Origin of the sequence: Bacillus sp. FSL R10-2780, assembly GCF_038006125.1 — a bacterium.
In the GTDB taxonomy this organism is placed as follows: Bacteria; Bacillota; Bacilli; order Bacillales; family Bacillaceae_G; genus Bacillus_A; species Bacillus_A cereus_U.
This window is the reverse complement of sequence record NZ_JBBOUQ010000001.1, coordinates 2,058,340-2,070,619: the sequence shown is the minus strand read 5'-3', so window position 1 is coordinate 2,070,619 and position 12,280 is coordinate 2,058,340. Positions and strand designations below refer to the sequence as shown.

Below are 12,280 nucleotides of genomic sequence, written 5' to 3'. Positions count from 1 at the left end.
AAGTCTATTCATTTCTGAGATTTTCAAAGTTATAGGAGGGTATGAAAAATGAAAAAAGTCTCAGTACCATCACTGTGGTTAATGATTATTCTTGTGGCATTTCCGCAAATTAGTGAAACAATTTACACACCGTCTTTACCAGACATTTCAAAGGCGCTACATGTAAGTAATAATGAGGTGCAGTTAACGCTTAGTGTTTATTTTGCTGGATTTGCTTTAGGTGTATTTTTTATTGGATGGTTATCAGATATAATTGGTCGTCGCCGGGCGATGCTACTTGGAATTGTAGTATATGGCGCTGGAAGTTTCTTATGCTATATTGCAAGTTCCATTGAATTTTTATTGTTAAGTCGTTTTATTCAAGCGTTTGGAGCAAGTGCTGGCTCAGTTGTGACACAAACGATTCTTCGTGAAAGTGTAGAAGGGCATAAACGTCATGTTATGTTCGCTCAAATTTCGGCAGTCATTGCTTTTACACCAGCGATAGGTCCGCTAATTGGGGGCTTTCTGGATCAAATGTTTGGATTTAAAATAGTATTTTTAAGTTTAGTTGTTATGAGTGTGGGGATTTTTCTGTATACTTTTGTTTCTCTTCCGGAAACAAAAATGGACTCAGTAACGAATAAAATAAATGTCTTTTCAGTGTTAAAAAGATTAATCACAAATCCGAAAGTAGTAACATACGGTCTATTAATTGGAGGAGCGAATGGTGTTTTATTTAGCTACTACGCAGAAGCGCCGTTTATCTTTATTGAATACTTTCAGTTATCACCTAGTATGTACGGATTTCTAGGAATTGTAGTTGCGTCTGCTTCTATTATTGGAGCGAAAGTTTCAAAACGGTTACTGCCTATTTATAAACCGGAGAAAATCATATATATAGGTTGTATTGTAATGACAGGGGGAGCAGTCATTTTATCTGTTATTACTTATGTTGGATCAAATCCCAACATAATATATATGATTGGATTTTTAGTAGCGATGTTTATATTGCTATTAGGAATTGGGATAGCGTTACCTAACTGTCTCAGTCTAGCATTAGTAGATTTTCAAAATGTCATTGGTACAGCAGGCGCATTATTTAGCTTAGGGTACTATATAATAGTCACGCTGACAATTTGGGGAATGAGCCAGCTGCATACAGGTTCCTTAGTAGTCATGCCCCTATATTTTTTAGTTATTGTAGTAATTATGGTGGTTTTCACTCGAGTATTTATTTTGAATGATAGAGCTGAAAATTCTGTTTAAATATATAAAAAAGAGAGTCTCATTGAAAAATGAGACTCTCTTTTTTATAAAAATTATCATTCGTGCTGATAATTTTTAGTACTACAGTTTTACAAATTTTATTTATTAAACAAGAGATTTTTTAGCAACTGTTTTTTATCATCTACAATAAATTGTGAATATAGTTGCCATGTGGGGGGATATAAGATTTTATCTAAAACCTGGTATTGGCCTGTGTTTGTTCTACGTTTGGTTTATATTTGGTTTATGCTTGGTTTATATTTGGTTTATGCTTGGTTTATATTTGGTTTATGTTTCGTTTTCGTTTGGTTTATGTTTGGTTTCATTAATTACAAAATTAGTTACAAAAGTTACAAAATCTATTTTTGTTATCAAAATAGACTTATATTACGGAGGAGAGCATGAAAAAATGTCTTTAGGAGGGGACAAAAAATTTTGGTGAATAAAAATGTATTATCAAACTTGGACATACTCATGTTATGAATCTAAACATAAAGGGAAATAGTATGAATAAACCAATAGCATTTAAATGAAAACATTATTACTCAAAAATTTATGCTCATTTTAAGATGGCAGATATGATACAACATAAGATTTCGAGATTTGATAGGGATGATGAAATGTTGTAATTATTTCAATTACAACGTTATCAGTAATTGCTTAGTTTGTAAATATTAAAATTAGTAAAGATAATAGGGAAATATAGATTATTTTTTGTTTGTACAATGATTATAAACTAAGTTTATAAGTATGATTTAGAATTAAATAGTTTATATAAAAGTAAGAAGATAATAGATTTACTTATAGCGTGCCGTTGATTCAGAAAGAAATACAATTGATTTTTATTTAGGTGAAACAAGAAAGCATAAGGCCGCAGAGCCTTTTTTTAAGAAAGTTTTGTGGCCCTTGTTATAGTTTAAACCCTTGTTTTATTACTCTATACAAGTACGCGGTTAATCCTATGGTAATTCAGGACAAGATTATCATTGTAATAGGGAATTGTTTATTGTTTCTAGTTTGAAAATTTATATTGGGAGTCTTAAAGATATAGTAAATATAAAGGAGATGGGTTAAATAATGAAATACACACTTAAAGATCTTATAAATATAAACAAGTTTAAGAATATAACAGAGCAATTTTATAATTTAACTAAAGTTCCATTCTGTCTCCTTGATAATAATCAAAATGTTATATTTTCCAAAGGTGACCCTTTTTTTCATAATCCAAAAATCCAATCGTCCCAAGAAATGCATATTCCTATCATTATTGAGCAGGAACATATAGCAACCTTTGTTATAGGAACAAGTAGTAATAAAGAGGTTATTGGGGATTCTCATATAACACATTTTAAATGCATTGCAAATCTAATTGAAGAGATGGCAACACAACAATTACACCTTAAAAAAATTCATGAAAAAGATTCACAAATGAATGTGATAACAAATCATGAGGAAAATTGTTTAGGCAGTATATTACAAAATATGCCGATTATGATTAATGCTATTGATGAAAAAGGAAATATTATTATGTGGAATCGGGAATGTGAATTAGTAACTGGATATAATGCAGATGAAATAATTAACAATCCAAAAGCGATGAAATTGCTACATCCTCATAGACCTAATCGTAACGATTTGTTGCAAAGTGGTCACGATTTTAGAGATTGGGAGATGGATATCACATGTAAAAATGGTGAGATAAAAACTATTATGTGGTCCAATATATTACATAGTATTCCAACTTTAGGATGGAGTTTCGGAGCAATTGGAATTGATATTACTAAGCGTAAGAGGATGGAAGAGAAACTTAAACAAACCTCGACTGAACTAGAATTGATTTTTAAAGCAATTCCTGATTTGTATTTTTTGTCGGACCTTGATGGGACCATTAGGGACTGTAAAGTTAATTCCATATCTAAATTTTATGTTCCAATTGAAGAATTTATAGGAAAGAAATTCCAAGAAATATTACCAGTTTCTATTATAAAGCAATTTGAGAATGCTATTAATCAAATAAAAACTTCAGCCGCTCCTGTATTAATAGATTATTCTCTACAATTAGATGATGAAATTTATTATTTTGAAGCAAGACTTTTACCGCTTTTTGAGGATAAAATTATGATTATTGTACGTGATATTACAGAGCGTACAATAACGACGGAATTATTAAAGAAATCAGATACCCTTAATGCAGTAGGGCAATTGGCAGCTGGGGTCGCTCATAAAGTTCGTAACCCATTAACAGTAATTAAAGGATTCATGCAATTATTGCAGCAGGAAGTAGGGAAGGATAAAGAATATTTAAGTCTAATGCTTTCTGAAATCAGTAGTATTGAAAAAGTTATTCAAGAATTTTTATCTATTGCAAAACCGAATGCTACAGTATTTGAACCGAAAAACCTTTGTACTATATTAGATAATGTAGTCGACTTAATAAGTACACAAGCAATTATGAAGAATATTCGTATTGCATTGAACATGGATGTTGAAAACTTATTGATTGAGTGTTGCGAAATTCAATTAAAACAAGTTTTCTATAGTATTTTACAAAATTCTATTGAGGCTATACAAAATGGTCAAGAAATCATCATTAATGTGAAAAAACATAATAGTACCGAGGTTAAGATTTGTATTTTAGATAAAGGAGTAGGTATTCCTTCAGAAAGAATTAAAAGACTAGGTGAACCTTTTTATAGTACAAAAGAAAAAGGGACGGGTGTTGGGCTCATGATGAGTTATCGAATTATTGAAAGTCATGGTGGGAAAATAAGTATAAAAAGCCAAGTTGGGAAAGGAACTACTGTTACTCTGTTTTTCCCAATTTATAACGGTGACTCAGTTGGTGATGTTAGTCCAAATAGCATGTAATCATAACTAGCAAATAAATCTCTGAAAATGAAAAATCAGACGATTATCTTGTAGAAATATAGGTGGTCTGAAGTGATTTGATCAGGCAAAGAAAAATGGATTTAATAGAGATAATGTAACTTGAATTTGAATTTGAAGTACAACTCCTATTTTCAGTAGACGTTATATTTTATGCATAGAAGTAAGAGGCTCCTTTCAAAAGTCACTTAAAAAGTTAGATTCATAATGTAACGGGAGATGAAAAATTAATTTAGAGAAAAGAAGGTTGCTCTAAATACCATTTAGGTTAAGTCACATGTATATCTTTAAAGTGAAAAGTTTCTTTTTCTCAGCTATAGAAAAAGAAACTTTTTTACTTGAGTGATAATTTTTTATGATGGCTGTGAAAGAGTTTTGTTATATTTTTGAAAGAAAAATGTAATGTATATAAACTAATATGAACTTAAGAATATTAATTTTATATCATTTGCCATTGATGAAGGAACAGAGGAGATTTAATGTATGAAAACAAGAATTGCAATTATAGAAGATGAAGATAATATACGGGAGATATGTAAACGGTACTTAGAAAGGGAAGGGTATGAGGTATACACTGCTGTGAATGGAGCAAAAGGATGGAATGTATTTCAACAATTTCAACCAGATCTAATTATTTTAGATTTGATGATGCCAGAAAAAGATGGTTGGGAACTATGTGAGGAAATTCGCCAACATTCCAATGTACCTATTATTATGTTAACCGCGAGAGGAGAAGAAAGGGAGCGGATTTTAGGATTAACAATGGGGGCAGATGATTATGTAACAAAACCCTTTTCGCCTCGTGAATTAGTATTAAGGGTACAAATTATACTAAGAAGAGGAAATCAAGTAACACCTCAAGGAATAGAGCCTGAATCAGGAATGATAGAGTTTCTAGATTTGAAAATTGATCCAACGAAAAGACGTGTATTTGTTTGTCAATATGAAATAGAGCTAACGGTGAAAGAGTTTGAGGTGCTTTATCTCATGGCAAAACATCCTAAACAGGTGTTTTCACGGTCTCAACTTCTTGAACAAATTTGGGGATTTGAGTATGAAGGTTGCACAAATGCAGTAACTGTATTAATGAGTCGTTTACGTGAGAAATTGGAGAAACATACAACAAAGAATCGTTGGGTTCATACGGTTTGGGGCATCGGTTATTGTTTTGAACCAGATGGAGGAAACGATAAATGAAGTTACGATATCAACTGTTATTGATGAATCTATTAAGCACGGGTATCATGGTGATTTCTATATGGTACAGTGAAAGGCAAATGCTACTTAGACCAGAACAGACACGATTATTAATAGTAATAGTAATTGTAGCAATGATTATTTCTACGATTATTTACTGGTTAATGACACGCCCTATTATGAGATCTATTCAAAATTTAATTGCCTTAACCAAACAATTTAGTGATAGACAATTTGGAACGATGTACATAATAGGAAAAGAACCGGAAGAATTTAAAGAATTAGCAGAAGCTTTTCAAGAAATGGCCAAAAAACTAGACGAAAGCTTTGCTAAGTTAGAAAAAGGAGAAAAAGCACGTACAGAGCTGATTGCGAATATTTCCCACGACTTACGAACTCCTATGGCTAGCATACAATTGATGGTAGAAGCGTTACAAGATGGATTAATTGAAGACCCTGATATGAAACAACAATATTTAAAGACAATCCTAAATGATATACAACGATTAAGTGGATTAATTAATGATTTATTTGACCTTTCTAAGTTAGAACTTGGACAAGAAGTTTTTCATCCAAGTTTAATACATGTAGATAGCATTCTATTAAAAGTAATAGATTCACATGATATCTTATTGCAAGATAAAGAGATTGATTTGCAATTGCATGTTTCTGAGACATTACCACGAATTTGGATTATGCCATGTAAAATAGCACGAGTTATCAATAATTTGTTGCATAACGCGATTCGGCATTCTCCTACATGTGGAACAATCGAATTAATTGTAGAGGAAAATAAACAGAAGCAGCAAGTTCAATTCACTTTGTGTGATGAAGGAGAAGGGATTTCTCCAGATGATCAATTGCGTATATTTGACCGTTTTTTTAGAACGGATCCATCAAGAAGTTCACAATCTGGAGGTTCTGGGCTTGGTTTAGCTATTGCAAAATCGCTAGTTGAACTGCATAAAGGACAAATTGGTGTTCGGGACCGCCAAGATGGGAAACAGGGATGTGAATTTTGGTTTACTCTTCCTGTTACATCAGAAAAAAATGAGTCGGTTGAAAGACTTTTGTAACATTTACGAAAGGAAATTGAAAGATATATATAATAAGATTACTGTATCGAGGGTGATTATATTTTAATCTGAAGTGAATAGTATAAGTATAATTTCATCTTTTGTAATCTTGTAGATATGATGAAAGAGAGGAAGAAATAAAATGGGTCAAATGAAAAAATAACTCCCGCAGCTTTAGCGTGTGCTTGTTCTAGTAAGTCCAGCTTTTTCTTTAAAAGTAGAAGTAAGTACAGTATCTTACTCCTCTAGTTCAATCACTTCTGTTGAAAAAGAAAACCTGTCATTAAATATTAAAAATGGACAGGTGCCAGAAGAAAGGTTCAATTTCAACAGGTGTAATTAAAACAGATGATTAAAAACTAGTTCGTTCAGATGTACTAGAAAAATAAAGAGGTATGGAAAAAGGAACATTATTTTCTAAACTGCCTTTATGGAATAAAAATAAAGGAATCACATACATAAAAAATATATTGAACAGAGGTAATTACACGATGATTTTAAAGTTATTATTTATACTTTTTGGCGTAGTCTTAGTATTATGGGGTATATATAGAATGAAAACGGATGAAGCATTTATAGGGAAAACACAAACAAGAAAAAATATTTTTAATTTCTTTATTTTAGGAGAAACAGCGGGGCTGGGACAATTCTTAAGCGGAATTGCATGTGTAATTATAGGGATTTTATCTTTTATAATTAAATAGTTTATAAATAAAAGGAACACAACTTTAAAAAAGTTGTGTTCCTTTTATTTTTGTCACCTATCAGATTTACAATTTATTAAATAGCAAAGTAAAACTGCCTTTTTGTTTGGTTAGGAAATAATTTATAAAATTTGTTTCTGCAATTTTCTCATCTTTCTATGTGTTAAGAAATTCTGCAACGGAACCCGTTATATCAATAAAGTAAAAAAAAATTTGTGAAAGACTTTTGTAACATTTGCGAAAGGGAAATGAAAGACTTGTGAGATATTATGAAATCAATCTTACTAGTAGATGTTCAAACATGTATAGGAAATATGGAGGAAAACTAAGATGAAAAAATTAAAGCCAATACTTGGTGCAGTAAGTAGTTTAACTATGGCATTGACGATAACATCCCCTGCTTTAGCTGAAACAAAGCCTGAACAAGGCGGAAAAGTGGAAACCTTTCAAGAAGATACCAATCTAAAGGAAGGACAAAATATTATCTATGGTGATTCTGGAAAAAAGGGAATCATGATTATGGAAGAATCTCAGGAAAATAATGATTGGGACGATGATGGTATTCCTAATGACGTGGAAGAAAAAGGATTTAAAATTGTATTTAATGAAAAGACAGGAAAAAATGAAGCTCAGTTATATGATCTAGTGAAAGACTTTGGAAAAAAGAGATTTATAACAAACCCGAAGAGTGCAAACTCAGATGGAGACCCTTTTACAGATAGCTATGAAGTGGAGCATTATGATAGTGATTCTGATACAGATTTTAACCCCATGATCGCGAATGTGCCAAATCTACAAATTGCTGTAAAACGTATCGATATTACTCCGGTTGCTAGTATTACAGATTCAAATGGTGAATCACGTACTAAGAGCTGGGAAAAAAGTCTATCTGTACAACATTCTTTTAATGTTGGTTTAGCGGTTGAAGGCGGCGCTGAGGGATCGGCAGTGGGTCCTGTACCTTCAGGAAAAGGATCGTTAAATGTAGGATATGGTTACTCTAATACAAAAACGGAAACAGAAAGCATCTCTAATAGTTTTGATTGGTCAACAGCAACAACTGTTGATTCAGCTAAAGCAGCAAATGTGCGCTTCCATCTAGAATATAAAAACACGGGTACAGCGTCTGCTGGGGATGTTTCACCTCACTTTAACATTCGATTAGGTAATAAAATTATTAATACTGTTAAGGCGACACAAGATCGTTATAAAGCCAACTTGTTAACTACAGCAAAAGGCGGAAACAATAAAACTGAAATTCTAATGGATAGTATAGAAGGTCAAGCGGATGTAAAAATTTCTCTAACACTAGATGAATTAAAAGCGGTAGAACAAGGGGCACCCCTTTCTATTGAGGTCTTGCCTACCAGTACAATGAATGTATATACAATGAAAGATGGAAAGTTTGAAAATTTAGGTGATTGGTCGCATTTTGCATCAAATGTAAATGCTTCTACTACATTAGTAGAAACAAATTTGGGTTCTATACCAAAATTTAGAGTGTATACACCAAGAACGAACAAAACAAAACCTGCTAGCGTTGATTATAATCTTTCACTGGACGAATTTTTTGAAAATAGCGGGATAGGCAAGGGGGCTTGGGTAGCGAAGCATATTGTAAATGGTCAGCCAAAAGAAAATCTAGTTCGTTATGGTCCAAATCGTTCTCTTTTAGAACGAGGTGTGAACCTTGGCTTCTTTGATCAACGCGCACTACAACCAACTCTATCATATAGCAGTTATGATTATAGCAAGAAAAAGATTTATGCTTCGGTTATACCAGGTATATTTAATTTAAATAAAGAAATCTTTGTTACGGTTCGTAATAAAAAAGGTGAGAGCCAAAAGGTAACATTAGTTCGAAATCAGAATTCAAATGTATATGAATCTAAAGAAAATGAACCTGTAGACATAGCAGTTAACCGTGCATCTCTTGGGGAATCTCACGCTAAGTTTGAATTAATTGATGTAAAAGACAATAAAACTGAAGTTTTCACGCCTCTTGTTTCAAATAAAAACTATCTAGACGCTATCGATAAAATAGTAGTAGATAATTCCGGAGAACCTATAGTAGAAGGAAAACAGTATTATTTGAAGTCAGCTACTAACTTCGCTAACGGTGTAAACGAATCTTGGAGCGCTGGTACTTTAAGCCAATCAATTAATGGGAGATATGTACACTTTTCACTTAAGGGGAATAATTGGGATGGATTGAGACTCGGTCCTATCCAACAAGCAATACATGGACCAGACGTTCAAGCAACACCAGTAATACTTGAAAGAAAAGGTAAATCTAAACCGGAAGAACCATTCAAAAAAGATGAAGAAGTGTTTATGAAGTTTACGAATAGTAGTCATAGTAATTATCAGTATTTAAATATTGGAAATGGTTATGACTATAGTTGGTTAGATACTGAATACAATAAATCTACTATTAAACTAGACAAGCTTACTAATCAGAAGAACTTCTATATAAAATCTGATTCTAATTATATAACATCAAGAGAAAACCAGTGGACTAGTTCTGTTGCAGATAATGGTATTGCCCCGCTTGTAGGTGCTGGTGAGCTTGTTTTAAAATCTGAGCATACAACTTCACCAGGTAATTATCACCAATGGGAATTAGAAAGTATTAAGTAAAGAATGATGCGGTATATGTCCCCCTGTCTATATGGATGGGGGGACATATAAGGTTATAAAGATATCAAATCTTTCTGTTGGAGATGTCAGTCTTCTCGGTTCGGGTTATTTGAATTTATTAGCCAGATGGATATGTAGCGAAAACTAGGACGGTAATACCTCAAATAATATAAGTATTATTATAATTTAAGATGAATGCATAAAAAGAGGTTGTCCCAAAAGTAGCTGAATAGCTACTTTTGGGACAACCTCTTTTATATTTTATGAAAATAATTATAGGTATGAACATGTAATTAATGTTAAAATATAACAAAGTTGTATAGTTATAGTTTTTTTGGAGGGTTAAATATGTTAATGAATCTAGTATGTACTCTACTAATCATTTCCGGACTTACTATAGTTGTAAGAAAAACTTTCATTTTAAACCACTATCTTTGTAATTTAATGGCATTTTTTTGTGCTTATATGACAACATCTTCTTATATGTTAAATCAACTTTCATTAGTGAAAACAATAGTTGTACTAGTTTTGTTGTTTATAACTTTAGTTCTCATATACTCACATTTCGATATTAGAGGGCTAGCTTTTAACGATTATACAGTGTTTAATTTACCTTCTAGCCGAGTGAATATATTAGTGAAAGAAGGACTTACTGAAGCAAATATAGAATTTACGTTGGATAAAAATAATATATATTTATCGGAATCTCCTGCTAAGATTCGAATTTTAAATAGGCCGTTTCATACTACTGATATTCTATTTAGAAAATGTCCAGAGGATATGAAGACGAAAATTAAAGGCATTATTGAAAGAAAGATAAAAGAGGAAGAAAAGAGTTTTCCGCTTTCGGGTGTATTGTTGATTGTTTTAGGAGCAATAATATTTTTCGTAAAATAGTAGCAGTGTGAAATGTTTTTTTGCAAGAGGATTCGAATTTTTAATTATTATAATCTTATTATTTCGTTTAAATGAGGTGAAAGGTATGCGGAACTTAGTAAACAATCTAAATGTTAAAGCAACTACACAAGAAGATTTACAACAAATTTTAAAACTATGTACAATTTATGATCAAGCTATGTACGGTGAAATTGATACAACGGTAGAGGACATTACTAACTCATGGGAAGGTATTGATGTTAGTAAAAGCTCTTATGTTGTTATGAATGAAGAAGAAATAATCGCTTATGGAATTTTGACAGGAAATGAAAGGGAGTTTCCATCTGTCGTATTTGTAAACCCTGATTATATAAATCAAGGAATTGAACATGTAATATGGTCAAAGCTTGAAGAGCGTGCTACGGAGCTTGTAAGTAATTCGTCTTGCTTGAATGGCACGATTGTAACACAAGCAAATAATTTCTATGAGGAAAAAGTATTAGAAGAAGATGGATTTATCCCAACTCGTATATGGTGGGGGATGGGGATTGAATTAAAGAGAAATGTTCCATCGCCACTATGGCCAAAGGATGTTACAGTGCGACATTACATACCAGGTTTAGATGATGAAAGGTTACATCAAGCTTTTAATGAAGCCTTTGCAGACCACTGGAATTCGCGACCTTCAAAGCTAGAAGAGTTTTTGCAGCGTACTGAAAGAGCTGGGTTTCATCCTACGTTATGGTCACTAGCAATGGTTGAGGATGAAGTAGTGGGCTTTATTTTTAGTAAAAAGGGTACTGATAATAAAGCTGAAATTACTCATTTAGGTGTAAGGCGTTCTAAGCGGAAACAAGGGTTAGGATTAGCTCTGTTACAGTATGCATTTGGTCAATTGTACGAAGAGGGGATTTCAAAAGTGCATCTGAATGTAGATTCTGAGAATATTACAGGAGCACCTCGCGTATATGAAGCAGCTGGAATGGAAGTACAGAGTAAATTTGTTCGTTTTGATAAGGAAGTTTTGTTGGAAGATAAAGAAGAAGTCCAGTGATGAATTGCTGGGCTTTTTTGTTTTTGTACTACTAAGGATCACTTTTCAGAAATGAGAATTGAGTGATTAAGACTGGACGGATGTATTGGGTATGCAAAGAGAAGTAATTTTACTAATATATTAAACCTTCAGGCAGATATGTGAACAGAGCGTATGGGGAATGTGGAAATAGAATTTAAAATTGACAGTAGCAATGGAAATGAAATTCATTTAAATGGTGGAAAAGTGTAGTATAAACAATACATATTAATGTGTATGTGATAAATAACCGAGGTGAATACTTTCTCCTCGGTTATTTATATTGTAATAATATCCATACTAGAATCATATTGAATAGATGTATTTTATTGTTAATTTAGTTAAAAATTAATCAGATTTATGTATAATGATTTATTGAAAAAATAATTGAACTTTTCAGATAAATGAATTAATATGAAGTAAGCAATTTTAAGTTTTATAGAAAATAGGAAGATGAGGGGTTTTGGAAATTTTATAAGAGACAAAATAAGATTTTAGGATAGCTTTAAAGTTAGTCTAAAATGACGTTTGTTTCATCATTTTCAAGCCAAAGAGGAATTAGGGGTAAAACATCTTACTTT

8 protein-coding genes and 1 pseudogene are annotated in these 12,280 nt (G+C 32.2%); all 9 read left to right on the top strand.

Annotated features, from left to right (window positions below; all coding sequences use genetic code 11):
- Window positions 1-48: 48 nt before the first annotated feature.
- The 9 genes and pseudogenes from NSQ47_RS10820 to NSQ47_RS10785 all read left to right on the top strand — a co-directional run bounded on the left by NSQ47_RS10820 (window position 49) and on the right by NSQ47_RS10785 (window position 11,681).
- On the top strand, window positions 49-1,248 hold the full coding sequence (locus tag NSQ47_RS10820; RefSeq protein ID WP_002111003.1) for a multidrug effflux MFS transporter: 1,200 nt from the start codon (window positions 49-51) through the stop codon (window positions 1,246-1,248).
- Window positions 1,249-2,055: 807 nt separating this feature from the next.
- Window positions 2,056-2,148: pseudogene (locus NSQ47_RS28230) on the top strand (IS6 family transposase); the annotation flags it as partial.
- Window positions 2,149-2,325: 177 nt separating this feature from the next.
- Entirely contained in the window at window positions 2,326-4,116 is a 1,791-nt protein-coding gene (locus NSQ47_RS10815; RefSeq protein WP_341036861.1) for an ATP-binding protein, read from the top strand.
- A gap of 501 nt (window positions 4,117-4,617) precedes the next feature.
- Window positions 4,618-5,331, top strand: coding sequence for a response regulator transcription factor (locus NSQ47_RS10810; protein ID WP_002111000.1), 714 nt, complete (start codon window positions 4,618-4,620; stop codon window positions 5,329-5,331).
- Window positions 5,328-6,407, top strand: a complete 1,080-nt coding sequence (locus NSQ47_RS10805) for a sensor histidine kinase (RefSeq protein ID WP_088059485.1) — start codon at window positions 5,328-5,330, stop codon at window positions 6,405-6,407. The genes NSQ47_RS10810 and NSQ47_RS10805 overlap by 4 nt, the downstream gene beginning before the upstream one ends.
- Before the next feature lie 491 nt (window positions 6,408-6,898).
- On the top strand, window positions 6,899-7,111 hold the full coding sequence (locus NSQ47_RS10800; RefSeq protein WP_002110998.1) for a hypothetical protein: 213 nt from the start codon (window positions 6,899-6,901) through the stop codon (window positions 7,109-7,111).
- A 330-nt stretch (window positions 7,112-7,441) separates the two neighbouring features.
- A complete protein-coding gene (locus tag NSQ47_RS10795; protein WP_341036859.1) occupies window positions 7,442-9,751 on the top strand; it encodes a binary toxin-like calcium binding domain-containing protein in 2,310 nt (769 codons plus the stop codon).
- A 348-nt stretch (window positions 9,752-10,099) separates the two neighbouring features.
- Window positions 10,100-10,648: a hypothetical protein gene (locus NSQ47_RS10790; protein ID WP_341036858.1), complete on the top strand. Its 549-nt coding sequence runs from the start codon at window positions 10,100-10,102 to the stop codon at window positions 10,646-10,648.
- Between the two features lie 85 nt (window positions 10,649-10,733).
- Window positions 10,734-11,681, top strand: coding sequence for a GNAT family N-acetyltransferase (locus NSQ47_RS10785; protein WP_341036857.1), 948 nt, complete (start codon window positions 10,734-10,736; stop codon window positions 11,679-11,681).
- The last annotated feature ends 599 nt before the right edge of the window (window positions 11,682-12,280 follow it).